Source organism: Mesorhizobium sp. NPDC059025 (genome assembly GCF_042739655.1).
GTDB lineage: Bacteria > Pseudomonadota > Alphaproteobacteria > Rhizobiales > Rhizobiaceae > Mesorhizobium.
In genome coordinates this window covers 42654-65600 of sequence record NZ_JBHYIM010000016.1, presented here as the reverse complement: position 1 = coordinate 65600, position 22947 = coordinate 42654, and the positions used below count along the sequence as shown (strand labels likewise).

The window sequence follows — 22947 nt, the reverse complement described above, 5'->3', positions numbered from 1 at the left end:
CGGAGGCAGGCTGCTTTGTGAATGCCGATGGCCGGTCTGCTTGATTTCGTGCGGTTTCCGCTGAACTCTACGACGCTCAGGCCGTCCGGGGATCACAGATGCCGTCGTTGCGCTCGCGCTTGTACTACCAGATATCGCGCTTCACCCTGGCCCGGCTGCGCGCCCGCAACCTGTCCCTGCCGGACCTGCGCGCCGATCGTGAAAGGATCGCCAGCCGTATGTTCAGGCTGCCGCAAGGCGTCGCGGCGCGGCCCTGCACCATCGGCGGCTGTCGGGCCGAATGGCTGGTGCCGCAGGGTGTTTCGGCCGGCACCGCCGTGCTGCACCTGCATGGCGGTGCCTACCAGACCGGATCGCTGGCAACCCATCGCGCCCTGGCGGCGCGCCTTGCCCTGGAGTCCGGCTCGGCGGTGCTGCTGTTCGAATACCGGCTGGCCCCGGAGCATCCGTTTCCGGCAGCGCTGGACGATGCGCTGCGGGTCTATCGCGAACTGCTGGCAGATGGCGAATTCAGTCGCATCGCATTCGCCGGCGACTCTGCTGGCGGCGGCCTTGCGCTCGCTCTGTCAATTGCCCTGCATGATGCCGGGGAGCCAATGCCGGCCGGTCTTGCCCTGCTGTCGCCCTGGACAGACCTCGCGCTGACCGGAGCGACCCATCGCGGCAAGGCCAGGCTCGATCCGTACTTTCCGACACCGGACATCCTCGACGTCGCGGCGCAGCGTTATGCCGGCGCCGACCGGCGCAACCCGCTGGTGTCGCCGCTCTATGCCGACCTTTCGGGCCTGCCGCCGATGCTGGTCCATGTTGGCACCCATGAGACTTTGCTTGACGATTCCGTGATGCTGGCGGATCGCGCCCGGGCTGCGGGAGCACCCGTCGAGATCAGGGTCTGGCCTGGCATGTGGCATGTCTGGCAGGTGTTCAGCGGCAGGATGCCGGAAGCGGACCGATCGCTGGCGGAACTGGGGGCTTTCCTGCGGCAGCGGTTGGTGGGTTGAGCAGTGATCGGCTGAATGGAGCGTTGTTTCGCTTGATTGGCGCTTGCATACGCGCGATGGCTATGCAGTGCCGTGCCGAAAGCAGGTGGTTGTTATCGTAGGAAGAGGCAACGAGAGGTCGAAATATAAGAATGAAACTCTGGATATTTACATTAATAGTTATTACGGTGGCGTCGTGGTCTGTTTTGTATGATCTGGATGCATTATTCTATGCGACGATATTTTTAAATGCGTTTGTTAATATATATCTCTTGTTGAATGGGAGTATGATCCCCAATGCGAAGGGATTGATATACGATTTCTTTATAACAAATTACGACAAAAATAAGAAAAAAGAATACATGGAAAAGATGAGGCCGTTCTCAAGCTTGTTCGAGGATGAATATCCGTCACCTTTGATTTTTATGGCTTGGTTTTTAATAGCGCTGGCGTGCCAGATCTGTGGACGCCCTGACCTTACAATTTTGTATATGGCGTCACTGATTCTGGTGCAATTTGTGCACATCGTGATGTCATACAGATCGGTGATGCGGGACGGATAGTCTCCGCGTTGTTTCGGTTGGCGGTTGGTGCAGGCGGGTGTGATTTTGACCGTGGCATTCAGGCGCGAGCGGCGGGGGCACGAGGCCCCCGCCGCTCGTCGTCAGCTCAGTGCTTCAGCCGGTCGCGCATGGCGTACCACAGCATGCCGAGCACATAGAGCGGTCCGCGCAGCGCCGCCCCGCCAGGGAAGGGCATCGGGTTCAGCCCTTCGAACAGTGCGAAGCGGCTGGTTTCGCCCGAGATCGCCTCGGCCAGCAGCTTGCCGGCCAGCGTCGACAGGATGACGCCCTTGCCGGAATAGCCATGCGCGAAATAGACCTCGCCGTCGCGGCCGACATGTGGAAAGCGCGACGTGGTCACCGACACCAGGCCGCCCCAGGCATGGTCGATCCGGCGGCCTTTCAGCTGCGGGAAGGTCTGCTCCATGTGCGGGCGCACGAAGGCCTCGATGTCGGCCGGCGGGCTCGGCGTGTAGCGCTCGCCGCCGCCGAACAGCAGGCGCCCGTCGGCCGAGAGCCTGTAGTAGTTGACGACGAAGCGCGAGTCCGAGACGGCGGCGTTGCCGGGGATGATCTCCCCGGCGTCGGCCAGCGGCTCGGTGGCGACGATGTAGTTGCCGACCGGCATGATGCGGCTTTCCACGCGCTTGTCGATGCAATGGAGCAGGGAATCGCCGGCGAGCACGGCATGGCGGGCGCGCACCGCGCCCGTCGCCGTCTCCACCCGGATGCCCCGGCTGCGATCGATCCGCAGCGCCGGTGACGCTTCATGGATCGTCACTCCTGCCGCCACCGCCGCGCGGGCCAGCCCCAGCGTGTAGTTGAGCGGGTGCATGTGCCCGCCAAGCGCGTCGAAGAGCGCGCCCTTGTAGGGCGAGGCGACGGCCTCGAGGGATTGCGACGCCGACAGCACGCTGGCGTGCGGATAGTCCATGACCGTGGCCAGGCATTCGACCTCCTGCTCGAACCAGGCCATGTCGCCGTCGCTGACCGCGCAGACGAGATGGCCGGTCTTCCTGAGGTCGCAGTCGATGGCGTGGCGCTCGATCACGTCGAGCACCAGCCCCCACGCCTCGAAGGCGAGGTCGAACAGCGCCCTGGCGCGTTCGCGGCCGTAGAGCTTGACCAGCTCCACCGCCCCCTTGCGCAGGCCGACGATCATCTGGCCGCCATTGCGTCCGGAGGCGCCCCAGCCGACGCGTCCACCTTCCAGCAGCACCACCTTCAGGCCGCGTTCGGCGGCGTGCAGCGCCGCCGACAGGCCGGTGCAGCCGCCGCCGACCACGACGAGGTCGGCATCGACCTCGCCGATGAGCGGCGCGTGATGCGGCGCCGGGATGGCCGTCGCCGCATAGTAGGATCGCTCCATATCAAGTCCGGAGTTGAAGCCCATGATCACGCCCTCGCAAAGAGGCGATCACGCTCCCAGGCGGTGATGACGCCCTGGAAGTTGTCGAGCTCGACCTGCTTCAGGCGCAGGAACGCGTTGGTGAAGCTCTGGCCGAGCAGCCGGCGCACCGGCTCGCAACCATCGAGGCGCGCCAGCGCATCCTCCAGCGTGCGCGGCAGGTCGGGCTTGATCCTGTAGGCATTGGCCGGTGCTTCCGCCCGCCGTTCCAGCCCCTCCTCGATGCCGAGATAGCCGCACAGCAGCGATCCGGCCATGGCGAGATAGGGATTGGCGTCTGCGCCCGGCAGCCGGTTCTCGACGCGCCGGCCGATGCGTTTCGAACCCGGCACGCGCAGGCCGCAGGTGCGGTTGTCGCGCGCCCATTCGACATTGTTGGGCGCGCTGAACCCCGGCTTCAGCCGGCGGAACGAGTTCACATTGGGCGCAAACAGCGGCATGGCCTGCGGCACATAGGTCTGCAGCCCGCCGATGAACTGCGAGAACAGCGCGCTGTCGCCGTCGTCCTCGTCGGCGAACAGGTTGAGGCCGCTCGCCGCATCGACCACCGACATGTGCAGGTGCATCGAGCTGCTCGCCTGCTCGGCGATCGGCTTGGCCATGAAGGTGGCCGCCAGCCCGTGCTCGCGCGCCGCCTGCCGCACCAGCCGCTTGAACAGAAGCACCTGGTCGGCAAGCCGCAACGGGTCGCCATGCTTGAAGTTGATCTCGAGCTGGCCGGCGCCAGTCTCGTGGATCATCGTGTCCAGCGGCAGCGACATGATTTTCGCCTGGCGGTAGATGGCGTCGATGATCGGCTGGAACTCGCCGAGCGCTTCCATGTCGTAGGGGGCCGGCGACGTTTCGGCGCGGCCGGAGATGCCGACGGGCGCGCCGGGCGGCACGTTCGGGTCGGGGTTCGGGGCTGTCAGGTAGAATTCAAGCTCCGGAGCCATCACCGGTCGCCAGCCGCGCGCCTCGTAGAGCGCGATCACCGACTTCAGCACCTGTCGCGGCGCGGAAGGCCACGGCGTGCCGTCCTGGGCAAAGGCGTCGCAGAAGACATAGGCCCTTTTTGGTGCTGGGCCGGGCCGGGTTGCCGCCGCCGGGCAAAGGCTGGTCAGGTCGGGCTGGAGCCGCATGTCGGCATCCTGGTAGGCGCTTTCGTCATCGATGGCGCCTGTGTAATGGCCGGTCACCGCCACCATGAAGGCGCTGTTCGGCAGCATGATCGCGGCGTCGTTGGGTGCCGCCAGGAGTTTCGGTGCAGGCACGATCTTGCCGCGCAACACACCATTCATGTCAGGTACCAGGCACTCGACTTCCGAGATCGCCTGTTGTTCGAGCCACTTTGCCGTATCAGTCATGTCCCACCACTTCTATGCGCCAATCTGAAATCTTGTCGGAGATTGCGAGCAGGTTGGCGGGCAAGGGGCCAGGGCGTGGGCGCCGGTCGTCGATCTTCATGATATCCTCCTGGGATGGTTGGCCTGAATTGGCTGCGCGGAACCGCGCCCGTATGTGTTGCCATGCCTGCCGCATCGGCCGCAAGCCATCCGTGTCGGGGATCGTTTGGCGCAGGCGTCGGCAGCCGCGTGCTCCGGATGGCCAGGACCGGCGTGAACCATCCATCTGGATAACGACCTGGTGTGGTTGTGGATAGCGTCCTATTCACACTCAGGGGTTGACGATGTACATTTAATATAGAGGGAAAATTAGGATTCGCGAATATAGCGGTGAGTAATGACCGTCTCAGTCAGGCGTTTGTCATATTTATTCGGCGTAGTATATTCATGCGCTTTGTTGTGTATACTTATATTTATTTCGCTTAGATTATTCAAAGATGAAGGAAATATCGCAGCTGTCTGGCTATCGTTCGGATTTCAGATAGCAGTACTGACGCTGACGGAAAGAAGCCGTGCATATATCCTTGCGATGTTTCTTGCCGCGGCCGTGACGATGCTGTTCCTTGCCGTGCCGCCGACCCTTGCAATCGGGGCAACTGCCATCACAAGTGCCGTTGCAACCTGGTCGGCCTGGGTTCTCAGGAACGAGCCGGACTGGATCAAGGGGCGCGACGACCGCCTGAGGCCATGGCTGCTGTTCGTGGTTTCGTCCGGGTTGATCGCTCCGGGCGTCAACGCGCTGCTTGGCGCGCCTCTGGCGACGATCGCCGGGATCGTTCCCGCCACCGGCAATGCCTGGCTGATGACGGTCGTCACCTGGTTCATCTCCGACGCCCTGAGTGTCGTGGTCGTAACCACGACATTGCTGCGGTTGGGTTCCGTGAGGCTGCGCCACCTGCCTGACTGGCGCGAGATGCTGACGACGCTCGGTGTCATCGCGGTTGTCGCGGCGCTGTTTGGTGCCATCGCGGTGCAGGACAACATCCTTCCCATTTTTCTTGTCGCCCCTGTCCTTGTCGTCGTGCTGTATGTGTCGGGGACAACGGCGTCGCTGGTCTGCCTCGCGCTGTTCGTGACGGCCTCGATTGCCGCGACGATCCTGGACGACGGCCCGTTCATCGCGCTGGCATCGCTGAGCCGTTTTGATCCGATCGTCATGTGCCAGATCTACGCGCTGGCGATTTTCTGTACCGTGGTCCTGTATGCGGGGCTGCTGGGGGAACGGCTGCATCATCACCAGCTGCAGCTCGCCAATGCCAACATCTACGAAATGCTGGCCAAGCGCTCCGGAGACATCGTCTTTGCCGCGGATTCCTACGGCAAGATCCTGTTCATCTCTCCGTCCATAGGAGAGGTGCTCGGGGTGCCGCTGCAGACGGCCGAGATGCGAGGCTGGAAGAACTACGTCGCCAAGGGCGACGTCAAGAAGATATACAAGACCGCCTTTCGGGTCATCCGGACCGGAAAACCCGTTTCGGTGGATTTTCGGATCATCGACGCGAAAGGCCGTGAAAAGATACTCGAGGCGATCGTCCAGACATCGAGCGCCGGAAAAGCGACGATTGTGATCGGTTCGATGCGCGATGTCACCGAGCAGCGGCGCCATGAGCGTGCCTTGAGCAGACTGTCGGAAACGGATCCACTGACGGAACTGCCGAACCGTCGCGCGTTCGACAGATATTTCAGGGCCGAGTGGAACAGGTCCTTCGCCGCGAAAGCGTCGTTGTCGATCCTGATGATCGACGTGGATTATTTCAAACAGTTCAACGACACCTTCGGCCACCAGTCCGGTGACGAGTGTCTCGTCGTCATCGGCAGCACCATCCGCGGAGCGCTGAAACGGGAGGGCGAATTCTGCGCGCGGTTCGGCGGTGAGGAATTCGTGGCCATCCTGCCGAACACCGACGAGGCCCATGCGCGCAAGGTCGCAGCCAGGGTGCTGTCGGCGATAGCGGATCTGAACATGGCGCACACGGAAAGCCCGTACGGCATCGTGACCGTCAGCATCGGCGTCGCCGCTTCGAGACCGCTGTGCGATGAGCTGGATCTCGGCCTGCTGGAAGCCGCGGACGCCGCTCTCTATCTGGCCAAGCAGCGTGGGCGCAATCGCGTCGAAGTTCCCGGCTCCATGGCGTGATGAGGCGTGACGATCACGGCTTCCGCTCGGAATTGCGTAACCGGCTCTTCACGGGTCAAGCCTGTCCGGGTTTGACGACGCAACCTCCGCGTCCTGCCTCGCATCGCTGTCCGGCGCGATCAGCATGTGCGGCTCGATTTTCAGGGCTGCCGCGATCACGACGATCATGTCGAGTGTCGGCGTCCTCTCCATGCGCTCCAGTCCGCCGACGCAGCGACGGCTGAGTCCTGCCTCCAGGGCGAGGCCGGGCTGGTCGATTCCTCTCGCGGTCCTATACTTCTTCAGGTTCCTGGCGAGCAGCCGCCGGTATTTCCATTGAACAGCTACGTCCATTTCACATGTCCCCCAAGCCCGGCCGCCGATCCATCCTGCGCAACCTTTGCGGCGCCGTCGATCCGGCTCCATCGGGGGCGGTTGCGATGTGCGATGTTGTGATGACCTCCTCCCCGGGGAATGTGGCCGGGGAGGAGGCTGAGGCTGCACAGGACTTCGGCGGGAAGCCTTTGCAGCCTCTTTGCACGAACGTGCTTGACAGCCCCCTGTCTGAGCCCGTTCATGAACATGTTGCGGGTGATTCTTCAGGTTGTGATTCCGTTCACTATACAATCTTTAGTTGAAGAATTGGTCAAGGCCATTCAGCCCGCAATGTTTCCAAATCGGTTCAGGAAATCGGCGCGGGTGGCGCAACCACGGAGCTTGCAACGGTCCCGCCGCCTGCGATGCGGAACGACCGTCGCCATTCGGTCGGGCTGACGCCGAGCCGGTCCTGGAATTTCGCGCGGAAGGTCACCACACTGCCGAAGCCCGTCTCGTGCGCGATCTGCTCGATGGACCGGTTCCCCGTTTCGAGATGGCGCTGCGCCAGCGCCAGGCGCTGATCGGTGAGCCAGCTGTTGAAGCTCGATCCCATCGACTGCTGGAAAAGCCTGGTGAAGCTGCGGCGGCTCATCCGCAATTCCGCGGCGACTGCATCGATGCTGTATTTGCGCTCGAGGTGCCGCGCGATCTCCTCGACCGTTTCCTTGAGGCGGACATCGTGTGGGGCGTCGGCCAGGGGCCGCCGGATGAACTGCGTCTGTCCGCCGGCCCGGTGCGGCAGGGCCAGAACGTTGCGGGCGATGCGGTTGGCGTTCTGCGGGCCAAAGAAGCGCCGTGCGATGTGCAGGCAGCAGTCGACACCTGCCGTCACGCCGGCGGAGGTGACGACCGTGCCTTCGTCCACATAAAGCGCGTTCTCATCCAGTTCCACGGCGGGAAAGCGGCGGCGGAAATCGTCACAGAACGCCCAATGCGTGGTGGCGCGCCTGCCGTCGAGCAGCCCGGCTTCGGCGACGACATAGGCACCCAGGCACAGGCCGACGATGACTGCACCGTTGGCGTGCGCCGCGACGAGCGTTTCGACAAGGCGTTGCGGCGGAGACTGGTAGGGAAGTTGCCAGCTCGGAACGAAAACGACATCCGCCCTGAGCAGATCGGGCAACGTATGGCCGGTGTCGATGTCGAAGCCGGCGCTGGTATGCACTGGACCGTCATCGAGGGCACACACCCAAAGCTCGCTGTCGACCCCGTCGCAATGCATCTCGCCGAAGATCTCGCAAGGCACGCAGAGCTGGAAAGGCCGCACGCCTTCATAGGCCACGACCGCCATTTTGATGCGCTGACCGGTTCCCTCCGGCATCCTGGCCGTCACCTCTTCGTAGCGTGTGCCCTATAGTGTTGTCGTCGGCATGCTGTTGGCCCGATCCGATCGACAATTGCCCATCGGGCCATTGTCGTCAACGATGCGGGTACCTAGCCTGCCGGATGCAACAAAACGAGGAGCATGACCATGCCTGCAATCATTCTCGTCCATGGTTTCTGGGGCGGCGCCGCCCATTGGGCCAAGGTGATCGTGGAACTGTCCAGACAGGGGTTTTCGGATCTGCATGCTGTTGAAGTGCCGCTGACGTCGTTGGCGGACGACGCCGGCCGATTGAAGCAGATGATCGCGCAGCAGAAGGGAGACGTCCTTCTGGTGGGCCATTCCTATGGCGGCGCCGTCATCACCGAGGCGGGGAACCAGCCGAACGTCGCCGGTCTCGTCTACATAGCAGCCTTCGCGCCGGATGCCGGCGAAAGCCCGGGCGGCATCACCCAGGGCAATCCCCCCGCGGCAATCGCCAACGTCGTGCCCGACAGCGACGGCTATCTCTGGATCAAGCCCGACCAGTATCACCAGAGCTTCTGCCAGGACCTGACGGCGGATGAGGCATTGGTCATGGCGGTCACGCAGAAGGCGCCGCTCGGTTCGACCTTCGGTGACACCATCACCGCGCCCGCCTGGAAGACGAAGCCGTGCTGGTACCAGATCTCCAGCGAGGACCGGATGATCAATCCGCAGAACCAGACCATGATGTCGTCGCGGATGAACGCGAAGAAGATCATCACCCTCGCCAGCAGCCATGCCTCGCTGGCATCGCAGCCCAAGGAGGTGACGGGCCTGATCGTGGAGGCCGCGCGGTCGATCTGACGTTGCGTCAAGCGAGCCGAACCGGGACCGTCCAGGCCCGGTTCGGCAACCATACAGACGAAAATTCCGCCTGTACGGTGGGGCCTGGAACCATGTGCCTTTTTCGGAAGGGTTCATGGATTTCCGGCATTTGGCGCATGATCCTTGCCAACGTTCCGAGGTTCATGTGCCGGGCATCAGGTCGCTGTCGAGCGACTGTTCCGGGGTGCGTTCAGCGGGGCAGATCCATGTCCCGTGCCACACGGCCATCGTCCTCCAGCCGCAGGCCATCGATCGACGCAAGGCCCGTTGTCGGGTGATCCCGGGACTTCAGGTCCAGTGCCACGACGGACAGCCCGAGGATGGCGAGTGTTGCCCATGGAACAAGTCGCTTCCGACGAAATCTGCGCGCCACGATCCACTCCCCGCCGATCTTATCGGGAAACTAGCGGCAGGCCGGGGACGGAAAAATACGGCAGATGCCGTATTTCGGCGCTCGGGAGCAGGGTATTTCAGTCGTCGTCGCCGTTCCTCCAGCGCCAGGGCCGGTCGCTCTTGACCCAGGCCACGAAGACGACGATCGCGGTCAGCGGCGTGACAATCATAAGATAGCGCCAGGGATGGTCTTCGCTGGTGCCGGACAACGCGACACAGATGACCGCGACGGCATAGAGGACGATGACGGTCCAGCCTTGCCATCCATAGGGCAGGCCGGCGCCATAGCCGTATTTCTTCACCCGGAACCAGGGTTTGTTCATCGGATCCTCGCCGTCGTTTGCACAGGTCCACAAGATGATCGTGGAACATTACGCCGACATGGTGCGGTGGAGCGGCTTGTGACAGGCTCGGTTCTTTACGGCAGGATGTGATCGGCTTTGCGGGTTCTAGTCCTTCAGATAGCGCCTTGCCACTGCAACCTCGGCCAGCAAGGCATCGGCGCTTCTGCCCAGCCGAACGTACTCGGCGGCAGCCTGCTCACGGGTTTCAATTTCTTTGAGCAGTATGTCGTGCACCTCTTGCCTGCTCAGCAGCAGCCTTTCGGTTTCCGCCGCGCCGCTGAGAAAGTCATGCTGGAGATAGGACGGTTCATCCCGGCGCACGGGGGCTGCCTCGGCATTGTCGAGCGCGGCAATCAGCTCGCGCAGGATTGTCGCTTCGCCTTTGCTGGCCAGCTTCATCGCCGCGACCAGATCGGTCCGCAGGCGGGTTTTCATGTGATCGCTTGCCGGCACCGGGTTTCTCCATTTGGCTTGCATGGGTGAGTCGTATTGCTACATATAATACTATATATTAGACTAATATAGAATTTTAAGGGGCAATTTGGAGCATGACCGAAACCCTTCTCAGCGTCGATCAGGCCGCCGAACAGCTGAAGCTGCACCCCAAGACCGTGATCCGCTACATCCGCGACGGACGCCTGCCGGCGACACGCATCGGAAAATCCTATCGCATCGAGCAGGCCAGGCTGGATGCCTTTGCTGGGGTGGCGAGCGGTCACGCGACAAGCGACGTGCGGGCGACCTGTGTCGTTGACATTCCCGATATCACGCTGCAGCGCGCCGAGCGGCTGGCGACGTTCCTCGGTGCTGCCGCCATGACAGGGGATGCTTCCACGCCTGCCTTGCATCTCAGCACCGCCTTCGATCCTGCCACGGCAACCATGAAAATCGTGCTGATCGGCAGCCCGTCCGATACGGCGGGGCTGCTCCAGATGCTGCAACTGCAGCTGTCGCGTCCGAATGCCGGATAGCCTTCAAATTGTCACAGCCGCTGGCGACATGCCTGTTGTGGTGTCGGCGACGGACTGCGGCATCTTTACGTTTTCGACATTCGATGGCGACTATCCACTCGTGGAAACGATGGCCGCCGATAGAGCATGCACTGTTTGCCGGCACGTTCGGTGAACCGCAGGCGCAGGGAAAAACAATGACGGACTCCAAGGATATCGACCCGACCCTGCCTGTGCAGGGACAGCTGGAGGCCTACAACGCCCGTGACATCGACGCTTTCATGCAGTGGTGGGCAGAGGATTGCCAGTATTTCGCTTTTCCCTCCACATTGCTCGCCGAGGGCACGGCGGCAATTCGTGCCCGGCACATCGAACGGTTCAAGGAGCCCGATCTGCATGGCCACCTGCTGTCGCGGATCGCGCTCGACAATCTTGTCATCGACCATGAAACCGTCACGCGGACATTTCCGGAGGGCGCAGGTGAGGTCGATGTTGTCTGCATCTATGAAGTGAGCGGTGGCAAGATTACCAAGGCATGGTTCAAGATGGGGCAACCGCGACTTCACCTCGCGACGAACTGAGGTTGCAAGACGCCTGTCCGGACGCAGATCGCGGTGGCGAGGTTGTGGACCGAGATTAGGCGCCCTGCCTTCACTCCTGCCCCATTCGTCAGGAGTGGCAATCCAATCTGGGCAGCAGATGCTTTAGCATGTCGCGTTGCACGAGGAAGGATCAGCTTTCATGGCCACGTTGACGCCACCCGCCGATGAATTCGCCGGACGCGAACAGTTGCGGGCGAGCTCCGTCGAGTTCCGCAGGGAGGTCATCGCGGTCGCCGACGGCGTCTTTGCAGCAGTCGGGTATTCGGCCAGCAACGTCACGTTGATCCAGGGCGACAACGGCTCGATCATCGTCGACACCGCCGCCAACCCCGTCGACGCGCAAGCCATCGTGGACGCTTTTGGCGGCCGCCTCAGGCGTCCGGTCCGGGCGATCATCTACACCCACAACCATCCCGACCACTCCGGCGGCGCGACGGTCTTTGCCGGTGCCGACGGGCCCGACATCTACAGCCACCGCACGCTGGTTGAAGCCGCTCCCGAATTCGGCAGGGGCCCGCGCGACGGCGGTGACGCCTTCGGCACCAGGCTTCCCGACGCGCTGTTCATCAATGCGGGCACGCAGCTCGAATATGGCCGTGTCACGCCACACACCCGAGAGGGCTTCCTGGCGCCGACACGCACCTTCGGTGGCGACAGCGAGACGATCGAGGTGGCCGGTGTGGTGATGCAGCTGATCCACACGCCGGGCGAGTCGCCGGAGAACATCGCGGTCTGGATCGGCGCGAAGCGTGTCCTGATCCCCGGCGACGATGTCCTGAAATCCTACCCGAACCTGTCGCCCATCCGCGGCCTCAAGCTCAGGCCGCCGGAGCGCTGGATCGCCAGCCTCGACAGGATGCTCGCCCTCGACGCCGACGCCATGGTGCAGGGGCACATGCGCCCGGTGCTCGGCAGGGACGAGGTCCACAGGGCGCTGACCGATTACCGCGACGGCATCAGCACGGTGCTCGACCAGACGCTGGCCGGAATCCGGCATGGCAGGACGCCGGACGAACTCGTGCAGGAGGTCAGGCTGTCGCCGGAACTCGCCGCCAGCCCGTATCTGCAGGAATATTACGGCAGCGTCGCCTGGGCCGTGCGCGGCATCTATGCCGACTATGTCGGCTGGTTCGACGGCAACGCCACCAATCTGAACCCGCTGCCGCCGGCCGGGCGCGCCGCCCGGATGATCGAGATGGCAGGCGGACCGGACGGGATGCTCGCCCGCGCCGGACAGGCCATCGCAACGGGCGATTTCCAGTGGGCCGCCGAACTGGCCGACTGCCTGCTGGCGCTGGACCCTGCCGACACGGCGGCGAGGCAACTCAAGGCGCGCGCGCTGACCGAACTCGGCGAGCGCCAGCTCAACGCCACTGCCCGCAACTACTATCTGACCACGGCGCAGTTCCTGGAGGGGAGTGCCTAGAGCGTTTCCGTTTTTCACGGAAACGCGGAAACGCTCCAGGCTTTTTGTTTTCGCCGCATTTTGTAGCGCCGAGTGCTCTCGCCTGGCTGCAAAATGCGCTGGGTCAGCCTGTCCGGCGGTTGAACTGCAGCCGCACGCGCGTCAGGCCGCCGTCGCGATCGAACAGCAGCGCGCCGTGATGCGCCTTGGCGACGTCCGCGGCGATGGCGAGACCGAGGCCCGATCCGTGCGACGCCATGCCCTTGGCGAAAGGCCGCACCAGGTCGAGCGGGTTCCTGCCGAAGCCGTCGCCATCGTCGAGCACGTCGATAGACACCGTGGCGGCGTCTATCGAGATGGCCACCACCAGCTGGCTCCTGGCGCCGTGGGTCAGCGCATTGTCGATGAGATTGGCCAGCGCCTCGCGGATGCTCACCGCGTCGCCGTCGACGATGGCAGGCGCATCGGCCGGCTTGAACACCACCTCGACCTCGCGCGGCAGTGCCAGCGGCACCGCCGTCGCCAGCACCGTCCTGGCCAGCGTGTTGAGGTTGATCGGGGCGAGGGCCGTGGCGTCGGCGCGATGGATGACCATGGCGTGGTCGAGCAACTGCCCGGTCAGGCGGCCGAGTTCGGTCGTGCGTTCGCGGATGCGATCGACGGTATCCTGCCGGCGTCTGGAGGGCTGCGTGCTGGACAGGATCTCGACCTGCGCGTCGAGTGCGGCGAGCGGGGTGCGGATCTGGTGGGCAGCGTCGGCGATGAAGCGCTGGGTGGTCGCCATGCGTTCCGACAGCCGGCGCATGAAGTCGTCGATCGCGTGGACCAGGTTGCGGATCTCCAGCGGCGGACGTGCCTGGATCGGGCGCAGGTCTTCCGGGCGGCGGCGCGTGATCTCCTGTTCGATCTGGGCGAGCGGCTTCAGGGCGAAGCGCACCGCGAAACCGACGGCGAGCAGCGCCAGCACGCTCATCGCGCCGATGACCAGGAAGGCCTTGGTGGCGAGGTCGCGCGCCAGCGCGCCCCGCGCATTGACCGTCTGGGCGACGACGATGGTGGCCCAGCTGCCCGGCGAGGCGTGTTCGATCTGCTTCGCCAGTGTCGCGATGCGGACCTTCCGGCCCTGGTACTGGCCATCCTCGATCACCACGCCGCGCCGGATGGCTTCGCTGTTGGCCAGGGAGGTCAGGTCCTCATAGCCGGCAACGACCACGCCGCGCGGATCGATGACCTTGTAGAACACCATGTCGTAGGCCGCGAGCGTCGAGATTGCCGCGACCGGCGGGTCGACGGTGACGACATTGCCCTGGACATAGACGTTCTCGGCGATCTGGATCGTCCCTCCGGCCAGCAGCCGGTCGTAGGCCTGTTGCGCCGCCAGCGAGGTCGACTGCCAGGCGGCGAGCCCGAGCAGTATCGCGCCGCCACCGAGCACCGCCGACAGCACGGCGATGATGCGGACATGCAGCGAAAGGCCAAGGTCACGCCGTGGCAAGCTTGTATCCCAGTCCACGAATGGTGCTGATCTCGATCGAGGTGTCGCCCAGCTTGCGCCTGAGCCGGGCAACGAACTGCTCGATGGCGTTGGGGCTCGGTTCCTGGTCGAAATTGAACAGCTGCTCGACCAGGTCCTCCTTGGAAACGATGCGGTCGCGGCGGATGGCCAGGATCTCCAGCACCGTCAGCTCGCGCCGGGTGAGATTCAGCGGACGTCCTTGCAGCGTCGCGATGCGCCCGGCCCGGTCGATCTCCAGCGGTCCGACGGTCAGCCTGTTGTCGCTCGCCCCGGCACTGCGCCGCAGCAGCGCGCGGGCACGTGCCTCCAGCTCGCCATAGTCGAACGGCTTGACCAGATAGTCGTCGGCGCCGAGGTCGAGCGCGCTGATGCGCTCGTCGACGGCGGAGCGGGCGGTGATCACCAGCACGGGTGTCGAGAGCTTGCGGGCCCGCATGCCTTTCAGCACGCGGATGCCGTCTTCGCCCGGCAGCGTCAGGTCGAGGATCACCAGGTCGTACGCCTGCACTTCGAGCAGCTCCGCCGCGGTACGGCCGTTCGCTTCCCAGTCGACGGCGTGGCCGATCTTCTCCAGCCGCATGACGATGGCTTCGGCGATGTCGGCGGTGTCTTCGACGACGAGCACGCGCAATGGGCAGTCATCCTTAGCCGGAGTCAGGTGGGAGTCAGGAATCCAGGCTAATAACACGGCCGACACTGCATGTGCACAGGTAAACAGGGAGGACCGATGCACGCTCCAGTCGCGACAGGCACCTTTGCGCCCATTCTTTCGGTCGAAGGTGTGACGCTCCAGTACAAGACGCCCGATGTCGTGGTCACCGCCACGCGGCGTGTTTCCTTCGATGTCTACCAGTCCGATCGTTTCGTGCTGCTCGGCCCGTCCGGCTGCGGCAAGTCGACCTTGCTGAAGGCGATCGGCGGCTACCTGAACCCGGTCGAGGGCCATATCCGCCTGAAAGGGCGCGAGGTCTCGACGCCGGGATCGGACCGCATGATGGTGTTCCAGGAGTTCGACCAGCTGCTGCCCTGGAAGACGGTGCGCCAGAATGTCGTCTTCGCGCTCACCGCCAGCGGCAGGGCCTCCGCCGCGGAGGCCGGGGAGCGCGCCAGGTCCTACATCGACAAGGTCGGGCTGACCAAGTTCATCGACAGCTATCCGCACATGCTGTCGGGCGGCATGAAGCAGCGTGTCGCCATTGCCCGCGGCATGGCGATGGAACCCGACGTGCTGCTGATGGACGAGCCCTTTGCCGCGCTCGATGCACTGACCAGGCGCAAGATGCAGGACGAGCTGCTGCGCCTGTGGGACGACACCCGCTTCACGGTGCTGTTCGTCACCCACTCCATCGAGGAAGCGATCCGCGTCGGCACGCGCATCCTGCTTCTGTCGCCGCATCCCGGGCAGGTCCGCGCCGAGCTGAACAGCATTCCCGCCGACGCGCTCGGCACCGGCTCGCAGGCCGCGCTCGAGACCCGCATCAACGACATGCTTTTCGCGACGCATTGAGGGGTAGATCATGACCAGTCTTGTCTTTCCGCGCGCGGAAATCGTGCACGACGTCCAGTCCAGCGATGCCCCCGTCGTCGCCAAATCCATCGGCACGTTCGAGCGCATCTACCGCATCGGTTTCGTGCGCAAGGCGATCATCCTGGCCGTGCTGGCGCTGGCCTGGGAGGCCTATGGCCGCTGGCTCGGCAATCCCCTGCTGTTTCCGACCTTCAGCCAGACCGTCGAGGCCTTCGTCACCAACATCGCCAACGGCGTCATCCCGCAGCGCATGATGGTGTCGCTGCAGACTCTGGTCATCGGCTACTCCATCGGCATCACGCTGGCGGCGCTTTTGACCACGCTGGCGATCGGCTCGCGCATCGGCGCCGACCTGCTCGAGACGCTGACCTCGATGTTCAACCCGCTGCCCGCCATCGCGCTGTTGCCGCTGGCGCTGATCTGGTTCGGGCTGGGCTCGGGCAGCGTCGTCTTCGTGCTGGTGCATTCGGTGCTGTGGGCGATCGCGCTCAACACCCATGCCGGCTTCCGCTCGGTCTCCAACACGCTGCGCATGGTCGGCCAGAACTACGGCCTGCGCGGGCTGAGCCTGGTGCGCTACGTGCTGATCCCGGCGGCCTTCCCGGCCATCCTGACCGGCCTCAAGATCGGCTGGGCCTTCGCCTGGCGCACCTTGATCGCGGCGGAGCTCGTCTTCGGCGTGTCCTCGGGCTCGGGCGGCCTCGGCTGGTTCATCTTCGAGAATCGCAACCAGCTCGAAACCGCCAATGTCTTCGCCGGCCTGTTCACGGTGATCCTGATCGGCCTTTTCGTCGAATACGTCATCTTCGCCACGATCGAAAAACGGACGATCCGCCGCTGGGGCATGCAGCACTAGAGCATGATCCCGGGAAGCGGGAGCCGGTTCCCGGAAAAGATCATGCTCCGGCAAAGGGTTAGATCAGGTGGGCGATTCAATTGATCGCCATCCTGATCTGGACGTCAATTTGAATTACAAAATCCAAGGGAGGAACGGATGAACCTGAAGAACTGGCTATGCGGTGCACTGGCCGCCGCCGCGATCGCTTCCATGTCGATGCCCGCTCGGGCCGAGGTCAGCGAGGTGCGCATCTCGAAAGGCTTCGGCATCCTCTATCTGCCGCTCATCGTCATGCAGGACCAGAAGCTGCTCGAGAAGCGCGCCAAGGAGGCCGGTCTCGGCGACATCAAGGTCGACTGGCTGATGCTGGACGGCGGCAATGTCATCAACGATGCGATGATGGCCGGCACGCTCGATTTCGCCGGCACCGGCGCGCCGGGCTTCATCACGCTTTGGTCGAAGGCCAGGGGCATTCCCGGCGTCGAGGTCGTCGGCGTCTCGGGCATGAGCTCGGTGTCGCTCTGGCTGAACAGCAACAAGCCCGAGCTGAAGTCACTGAAGGATTTCACCCCCAGCGACAAGATCGCGCTGCCGGGCATCAAGACCTCGCTCGCCGCCGTCGTGCTGCAGATGATCTCCGCCAAGGAATTCGGCGAGGAGAACTACGCCAAGATGGATCCGCTCACCGTCAGCCTGCCGCATCCGGAAGGGGTGGCGGCGCTCGTCGGCGGCAAGACCGAGATCAAGGCGCATTTCACCTCGCCGCCCTTCCAGTACATCGAGGCGAAATCGCCCGGCGTGCACACGGTGCTGAATTCGGTCGACTATCTCGGCAACATCACGCTCGACGTCACCTTCGCGCCGAAGAAGTTCGTCGACGCCAACCCGAAGATGACGCAGGCCTTCATCGACGCGATGGACGACGCCAACGCGCTGATCGCCAGGGACAAGAAGCTGGCGGCCGAGATCTTCGCCCGCGGCTCCAAGACCAAGGTCGAGCCGGCCGACGTGCAGGAGATGATCGAGGACAAGGACGCCCGCTTCGCGACCACGCCCAACGGCGTCATGCAGTTCGCCGACTTCATGCACCGGGCCGGCACCATCAAGGTCAAGCCCGACAGCTGGAGTGACATGTTCGTGCCGCAGCTCTCGGGCCGCCAGGGCAGCTGATCTCTTTCGCCTGAACGGTGAAAACCCGCCGGAGGGATGCCTCCGGCGGTATTTTTTTGCCCAGTCGGTCGGTGTAGCTGAGCGGGACGAAACACGTCAGCGGTCGATTTGAAAGCGCGTGGCGGCGCGCGCTGCACTGTTCGCCGCCAGGATCTTGGATGTTATCAGATGAATAGTGACGGTGAGTGGCATGTTCCAGGTCTTGTGACCGTCGGTCGCCGTCATGATCAGATCCCGATATTCCATTCTCACAGACCGCAGTTTTTGTTCGACTGTCTTCAACAGTCCGGCCCAGCTGGCCCCGCTTCTTTCCCTCCATCCCGAAGGCGGCGAGCTCTTGGGAATCATATGTTCGGAGTCGGTGGAGGGGCTACAGCGTCTGGTTTCCCGCAGGACGTCAAACAGCATGGCGCGTACATCGGCACGTACGCGGCGGAACATAAGCTGTTCGGGAGGATCGGTCGGCATGCTGCGCTCGACAGGGCTGATGGGCAGAGGACGACCGGTTTGTCCGATCGCCCTCATTTGCTCACAAAACGAGTGAGCGGTATGGATCTGCAAGATGGCGACTCTCGTCAGGCAGGCTCGGGAATCCTGTGGCCCTTGCGGGAAGTGTAGACATCGAGAATCTTGTTCAATGTGCCTTCTCCCTCGAGCTGATAGCGATAAACTACATTTGAGAAGATAAAGCGCATCTTGTTGCCATTGATGACGGAGGACAGCACGTGGTGTCCGTTGACCACCTCGTTTTCGATGGTCAGGTTGGCGGACTTGTCGCCCGCAGTCCAGATGAAACCGCCGTAGCGCCAACCTCCTTCGCTCGTTCGCAGGGCGATTTCGATTTCGAAATCGCCTGCGAGATTTTCGAGGAGGAAGAAAACGTCGATCGTATTGGTGCCGACCGGAATGTTTGGACGGGTCATCTGTGCTTCCAGACGTCCGTTCACGAGCTTTTCGATTGGATAGTAGCCTCCGATCCCGGCCTCCGTAGCAATCACATTCAGCGCTTCATTTTCGAACGGTCGTGCGTTGACTAGCTTCCGTTTGAAACTCAGTTTCTTTGCCATGGTCGTCTTTCCTCTCTTTGGGGTTGCCTGAAAATCCAAGCGAGGATCAGCCTATCGGGATGCCGTTCGCTCGGCGTGATGGCGGCGCGAGAGCGGCGTCAGAAATTGCCCGAGATGTCCCGAGGGCTGCTGGTGCGAATGAAAACGGGCGGCATCCGAAGATGCCGCCCTCTGCTCGCTGCCAGAAGAGACGCTCAAACCGACGTGACGGCCTTGTCCACATCCACCTGTCCGCCGCCGAACAGCTGCTGGATCGAAGGCTGGGGATTCTCGCCGTTCATGTTGTCGGTCTTCAGGCTTGCCTGGCCGCACGAGCCGATGAGTTTCGCCTTGATCTCGGGTCCGTCGAGTTTCTTGTTTTGCAGCCTGGCCCGACGCACCATCAGCGAGGCGACGCCGGCAACGATCGATGAGGCCCCGGACGTGCCGCCGAACAGCGTGAACATGCCCTGCAGCGGATCATGCGCCTGGCTGAAGCTGTCGTCGTCCTCATCGTCACCCATCGGGTTGTAGCCGGTATAGCCGGCCCGACCGGGAATGTCGGTGGTCAGGAGAGCGTTGCGGCCATAATCCGCTTCCGCCAGGCCGGCGGTGACATATCCGGCATAGTCGTGCGACTGGTAACGGCGGCCGGCCTTGTTCATGCGGATCTGGTAGCGGTTGAAAACGCTGGCGTCGTCGCTCGGCGCGGTCAGCGAAAGCCCCTCGCCGTAATTGCTGAAGCTAGACCGATAGCCGGCATTGTTGATCGCGCCGACACTGATGATGCCGTTGTCGCCTTCGCTGAGGCTGAGGCTCGCCGGATAGGCCAGCCCGGCTTCTCCCGAATTGCCCGCCGCGCAGATGATCGGCGTGCCGCGCGATACGGTATACATGACCGCCTCGAACGCTTCCCACAACGCCCTGTCGTCAAGGTTCTTGCTCAGCGAGAGGCCGGGATTGTCGTATTGACCGGTATCATCATCCCATCCGCCGAAAACCCCGCGCGGCATGTGGATGACGTCCGCTTCGTGCTGGACGGCGTAGAGCAGTGCCAGGATGAGCTGGCCGGGCGTCGGATTGAGCGAAGTCGACACCGGAACAATGGTGCAGAAAGGGTCGACCCCGAAATAAGGTATCGTCACAGGCCCGCCGGCGGGATTGGGCGGACATGCACCAATCAGCCCCGCGCACGCCGTGCCGTGGCTCGGAAATGCCGTGTGATAGGCGCTTTGCAGCGGCGTCTTTAGGCTCGCCTGATTGGCGGCGGCAATGAGCCCCGAGACGGTTTGTGCGACGTCCCTGGTCAGGCCCAGCCTGGCCGGCAGCCCGGTGTCGAAGGCGGTTTTCTGCGCCGCCGTCGAATAGGCGAGCCCGAAGGGGAAGGCGCTGAAATCGATGGCAAGCGTCCTGTCCAGCGCCCGGGCAAGATAGGGGTGGCCGAGATGCACGCCGACATCGATCAGGAAGACGCGCGACGGTGCGCATTCGCCCGCATAGGCCTTCTTGAGGCCCTCCAGCCAGTTGATCTGCTGCAGATGCCAAAGGCCGTGGAATGGCGTCGCGGCCACGGCGCTGGTCGCGGTATTGATGGTGTCGTTCATTGCCGTTGCTTTCTGTTAGAGCCACTCGCGCTGCGCGTCGAACATCAGGTCGCGGCAGGCATGGACGAGGAAAGGAAGGAATTTGCGCGCCAGGTCTTTGCCCGCTTCGGTGTCGCTGGGGTAATGCAGGCCCGCGATCTCCCGGTTTTCGGCGACGCGCGCCGCGACGCGGAAGAGTTCTTCCGCCGCCGGGTGTTCGGGCAGGATGACCGCGAAAAGATGCGCTGCCGAGAAGGTCTGGAAGGCGTGATTGCTGGGGTAGGATGAGTGCGCCGGCACCGGCAGCACCGGGCGGATTCGGGTGTCGAACTGGTTGGGGCGGATGCGGCCGAAGCGGTCCTTGAAGATCAGCCCGACATATTCGGTGACCTGTATCGCCGTCAGCAGCAGCGCCTCGGTCGAGCCGTAGCCGTCGATATCCTCGATGCCGAGCGGCCGGGTCAGGTCGCTGAGGTTGAGGTTTGCCTCGCGCATGATGTCGTCCAGACGATCGGCGCGGAGTTTTTCGTTGTGCTGAAGCGTCAGCAGATAGTCCGCCTCGTCGCGGGTTTCCCTTGGGCCGGGCGGTGGCAGGATGTCGAGGACCACGTGGGTCTCCCAGGCAAACCGCGTCGGTTCCGAAGGCGCGGAGTAACCATCCTGCGGCGTCCAGCGGTCGTGATCATAGGGTTGTTCGCCATGATGAAGGCGGAGCAGTTCCTTGTAGGGGACGAGCACCTCGGATGGGCCGATCAGCCCGTCGACGACACCGTTCCGGTTGCGATTGCGGTTCCGATTCCTGTTGCGGTTCCGATTGCGATTGCGATTGCGGTTGCGGTTGAGCACGGTGGCGGCTTGTCCGTCTGCGCCTCCGTTGTAGCGAAAGATGCCGTCCGCGATGCCGAAGTCCTCGGCAGGCATACTCAGAAGAAGCTGGATGCGGTTGAAGATTTCCAAAATGTCCCCCTAATGGTTGCGTCAGCGCGCCGGCACACCGGCCATGTCGAATCCCTGCCGCAGCATGTCCGTCTGGTTGCGGTCGAGGCGCAGGTGCTGCCTGCCCAGAAACTGCTCGGCGGTGAACCCCGGCTCCAGCCGCAGCAGCCGCTCTGCCCAGAGTGCTGCCTTGTCCGGCTGTCTCAGATGCCCTGCACTGGCCACCAGATAGCGCAGCGCCGGGCTGAAATTCGGCCTGCTGTTCAAGGCCTTGATGCCGAACGCGACGGCCTCGTCATGATGACCGGCAAGCGCTGCGTTCATGCAGTAGGAGGTGTCGTAGAAATAGGAATAGGGGCTGTAGGCGCCGATCTCGCGAGCCCATTTCGCGCATTTCAGGCCGGTTTCAGGCCGGCCGACATAGCTGTGCAGCACCGAAAACAGGTCCCAGGTCAGCGCCCGGTTCGGGTTGAGCCTGAGCGATTTGACGTAGAGATCGGTCGCGTGGTCGTGGTCCTTCAGCACGAAGCTGAACACATGCGCGCAAAGCGCCAGCGTGAGCGGGTTATGGCCGTCGAGTTCGAGGGCTCGCCGCGCCAGCGCTTCCGACTCCGCCACATTGGCTTCCGAAAAGCGCGGCATTTTCTGTCCGAGCTTGAACGTCGACAGATAGGCGCGCCAGGCGAGGTTCTGGCCGCTTGCCTCGGCAGCGCCCGCCTGGACCAGGGCAGCCTCGGCCCGCCCGAGGCGTTCGGGCGAAATGCTGAACATGTCATCCAGCGCCACGAAGGTAAGAAGCCGTGCCGCTTCGCGGCCGTCCCAGTCCATGCGTTCCGCAAGGCGTTGCATGGCGCGGTGCAGCATCTCCGACAGCAGGTGGATTTTCGAGATGAGGTCGGCATTGGCGTTGCTGGCCATGTGGCCGTATGGCATCGGTGCCTCGGCCTGGAACTCGACACTCGAGGAATAGATGTTGAGGATGCGCAAGGTTGCCAGGAATGGCGAGCCGTCGCCGGCGACCTGGATCTGTACCGCCAGGGGGGAGCGGGGCGGCATCCAGTCCGTCCATGCCGCCTGGCGGTCACGGATGGTCAGATGTGCATGATCGGCAAGATGCTGGATCAGCATGGAACGCAGGATGTCGCCGGCATGTTGCGCACGCATGTCCGCAGAAGCCACCACCGTGTCGAGAAGGTCGACTGAAGCGGTCAGCAGCGGCATCGGCCGTGCTTGTGGAAATTCGCTGTTCGCGGTGTCCGGCGAAGCCCCTGACGCGGCAGTCCTGGAGGTTTCCCAGCGGCTGCGCTCGACCGAGAGCCAGTCCTCGAACTCGCCGTCGCGCACGTCGATGCCTTCGAGGAACTCGCCACGCGATTGCTCAGGCCCCTGGCCGCCATCGCGCAGGTCCAGCCAGATCGCGGACATGTCCAGGGCGACAACCGAGCTGTCTGTCCTGAACACATGCTCCGCATAGGGACCAAGCGACTTGCGGATCTCTGTGAGGGTCTGGCGCAGGCTGGCGAAGGCCTGGGCAGGGGAGCGATCGCTCCACAATCTGCTGCAAAGCCAGGCCCGGGATCGTTGCGCCCGTTCGGCTGTGGCCACCAAAGCAATGAGGGCACGTGCTTTCTGG

At 63.4% G+C, this 22947-nt stretch carries 23 protein-coding genes; 9 read left to right on the top strand and 14 right to left on the bottom strand.

The annotated features are described in order from the left end of the window. The first annotated feature begins 98 nt into the window (after nt 1-98). The gene (locus tag ACFWYE_RS27650) at nt 99-1001 is read left to right on the top strand and encodes an alpha/beta hydrolase (RefSeq protein ID WP_379115310.1); all 903 of its coding nucleotides are present in this window, start codon (nt 99-101) and stop codon (nt 999-1001) included. A gap of 648 nt (nt 1002-1649) precedes the next feature. Here ACFWYE_RS27650 and ACFWYE_RS27645 read toward each other — a convergent pair. Further along, entirely contained in the window at nt 1650-2936 is a 1287-nt protein-coding gene (locus ACFWYE_RS27645; RefSeq protein ID WP_379115309.1) for an NAD(P)/FAD-dependent oxidoreductase, read from the bottom strand. Between the two features lie 2 nt (nt 2937-2938). Further along, nucleotides 2939-4297, bottom strand: coding sequence for a glutamine synthetase family protein (locus tag ACFWYE_RS27640; RefSeq protein ID WP_379115308.1), 1359 nt, complete (start codon nt 4295-4297; stop codon nt 2939-2941). 376 nt (nt 4298-4673) lie between these two features. On the opposite strand from ACFWYE_RS27640, the gene ACFWYE_RS27635 reads away from it, so the two are divergent. Then, nucleotides 4674-6473 (top strand): diguanylate cyclase, encoded by a 1800-nt coding sequence (locus ACFWYE_RS27635; RefSeq protein WP_379115307.1) that lies wholly within the window; start codon nt 4674-4676, stop codon nt 6471-6473. Between the two features lie 48 nt (nt 6474-6521). On the opposite strand, the gene ACFWYE_RS27630 is transcribed toward ACFWYE_RS27635, so the two are convergent. Further along, complete coding sequence (locus ACFWYE_RS27630) at nt 6522-6806, bottom strand: helix-turn-helix domain-containing protein (RefSeq protein ID WP_379115306.1); 285 nt, start codon at nt 6804-6806, stop codon at nt 6522-6524. Nucleotides 6807-7134: 328 nt separating this feature from the next. Beyond that, complete coding sequence (locus tag ACFWYE_RS27625) at nt 7135-8151, bottom strand: GlxA family transcriptional regulator (protein WP_379115305.1); 1017 nt, start codon at nt 8149-8151, stop codon at nt 7135-7137. 144 nt (nt 8152-8295) lie between these two features. Between ACFWYE_RS27625 and ACFWYE_RS27620 the strand changes: the two genes are divergently transcribed. Further along, a complete protein-coding gene (locus tag ACFWYE_RS27620; RefSeq protein WP_379063573.1) occupies nt 8296-8982 on the top strand; it encodes an alpha/beta hydrolase in 687 nt (228 codons plus the stop codon). Between the two features lie 211 nt (nt 8983-9193). On the opposite strand, the gene ACFWYE_RS27615 is transcribed toward ACFWYE_RS27620, so the two are convergent. The 3 genes from ACFWYE_RS27615 to ACFWYE_RS27605 form a co-directional block, all read right to left on the bottom strand. Next, nucleotides 9194-9376 carry a hypothetical protein gene (locus ACFWYE_RS27615; protein WP_379115304.1) on the bottom strand — a complete coding sequence of 61 codons (183 nt, stop codon included), beginning with the start codon at nt 9374-9376 and terminating at the stop codon, nt 9194-9196. Between the two features lie 97 nt (nt 9377-9473). Continuing rightward, a complete protein-coding gene (locus ACFWYE_RS27610) occupies nt 9474-9719 on the bottom strand; it encodes a hypothetical protein (RefSeq protein ID WP_379115303.1) in 246 nt (81 codons plus the stop codon). A gap of 126 nt (nt 9720-9845) precedes the next feature. After that, nucleotides 9846-10139: a hypothetical protein gene (locus ACFWYE_RS27605; protein WP_379115302.1), complete on the bottom strand. Its 294-nt coding sequence runs from the start codon at nt 10137-10139 to the stop codon at nt 9846-9848. A 149-nt stretch (nt 10140-10288) separates the two neighbouring features. On the opposite strand from ACFWYE_RS27605, the gene ACFWYE_RS27600 reads away from it, so the two are divergent. From ACFWYE_RS27600 to ACFWYE_RS27590, 3 genes are all read left to right on the top strand, one after another. Further along, nucleotides 10289-10711 carry a helix-turn-helix domain-containing protein gene (locus ACFWYE_RS27600; RefSeq protein WP_379063565.1) on the top strand — a complete coding sequence of 141 codons (423 nt, stop codon included), beginning with the start codon at nt 10289-10291 and terminating at the stop codon, nt 10709-10711. A gap of 176 nt (nt 10712-10887) precedes the next feature. Beyond that, nucleotides 10888-11271 (top strand): nuclear transport factor 2 family protein, encoded by a 384-nt coding sequence (locus ACFWYE_RS27595; RefSeq protein WP_379063563.1) that lies wholly within the window; start codon nt 10888-10890, stop codon nt 11269-11271. Between the two features lie 160 nt (nt 11272-11431). Next, the gene (locus tag ACFWYE_RS27590) at nt 11432-12718 is read left to right on the top strand and encodes an alkyl sulfatase dimerization domain-containing protein (protein ID WP_379115301.1); all 1287 of its coding nucleotides are present in this window, start codon (nt 11432-11434) and stop codon (nt 12716-12718) included. A 103-nt stretch (nt 12719-12821) separates the two neighbouring features. On the opposite strand, the gene ACFWYE_RS27585 is transcribed toward ACFWYE_RS27590, so the two are convergent. Beyond that, complete coding sequence (locus ACFWYE_RS27585; RefSeq protein WP_379115300.1) at nt 12822-14192, bottom strand: sensor histidine kinase; 1371 nt, start codon at nt 14190-14192, stop codon at nt 12822-12824. Then, on the bottom strand, nt 14179-14844 hold the full coding sequence (locus tag ACFWYE_RS27580) for a response regulator (RefSeq protein ID WP_379063557.1): 666 nt from the start codon (nt 14842-14844) through the stop codon (nt 14179-14181). Before ACFWYE_RS27580 ends, ACFWYE_RS27585 begins: the two co-directional genes overlap by 14 nt. A 96-nt stretch (nt 14845-14940) precedes the next feature. Between ACFWYE_RS27580 and ACFWYE_RS27575 the strand changes: the two genes are divergently transcribed. The 3 genes from ACFWYE_RS27575 (at nt 14941) to ACFWYE_RS27565 (ending at nt 17749) form a co-directional block, all read left to right on the top strand. Further along, on the top strand, nt 14941-15720 hold the full coding sequence (locus ACFWYE_RS27575) for an ABC transporter ATP-binding protein (protein WP_379115299.1): 780 nt from the start codon (nt 14941-14943) through the stop codon (nt 15718-15720). A 10-nt stretch (nt 15721-15730) separates the two neighbouring features. Next, entirely contained in the window at nt 15731-16597 is an 867-nt protein-coding gene (locus tag ACFWYE_RS27570; protein ID WP_379063553.1) for an ABC transporter permease, read from the top strand. Between the two features lie 138 nt (nt 16598-16735). Continuing rightward, complete coding sequence (locus tag ACFWYE_RS27565; protein ID WP_379115298.1) at nt 16736-17749, top strand: ABC transporter substrate-binding protein; 1014 nt, start codon at nt 16736-16738, stop codon at nt 17747-17749. Nucleotides 17750-17845: 96 nt separating this feature from the next. Here ACFWYE_RS27565 and ACFWYE_RS27560 read toward each other — a convergent pair whose 3' ends face one another. The 5 genes from ACFWYE_RS27560 to ACFWYE_RS27540 all read right to left on the bottom strand — a co-directional run bounded on the left by ACFWYE_RS27560 (nt 17846) and on the right by ACFWYE_RS27540 (nt 22868). Further along, nucleotides 17846-18310 carry a hypothetical protein gene (locus ACFWYE_RS27560; protein WP_379115297.1) on the bottom strand — a complete coding sequence of 155 codons (465 nt, stop codon included), beginning with the start codon at nt 18308-18310 and terminating at the stop codon, nt 17846-17848. Between the two features lie 14 nt (nt 18311-18324). Then, entirely contained in the window at nt 18325-18816 is a 492-nt protein-coding gene (locus tag ACFWYE_RS27555; protein WP_379115296.1) for a hypothetical protein, read from the bottom strand. A gap of 194 nt (nt 18817-19010) precedes the next feature. After that, on the bottom strand, nt 19011-20399 hold the full coding sequence (locus ACFWYE_RS27550; protein WP_379115295.1) for a S8 family serine peptidase: 1389 nt from the start codon (nt 20397-20399) through the stop codon (nt 19011-19013). Nucleotides 20400-20414: 15 nt separating this feature from the next. Further along, nucleotides 20415-21224 (bottom strand): phosphatase PAP2 family protein, encoded by an 810-nt coding sequence (locus ACFWYE_RS27545; RefSeq protein WP_379115294.1) that lies wholly within the window; start codon nt 21222-21224, stop codon nt 20415-20417. Between the two features lie 132 nt (nt 21225-21356). Further along, nucleotides 21357-22868 carry a hypothetical protein gene (locus tag ACFWYE_RS27540; protein WP_379115293.1) on the bottom strand — a complete coding sequence of 504 codons (1512 nt, stop codon included), beginning with the start codon at nt 22866-22868 and terminating at the stop codon, nt 21357-21359. Between the last annotated feature and the right edge of the window lie 79 nt (nt 22869-22947).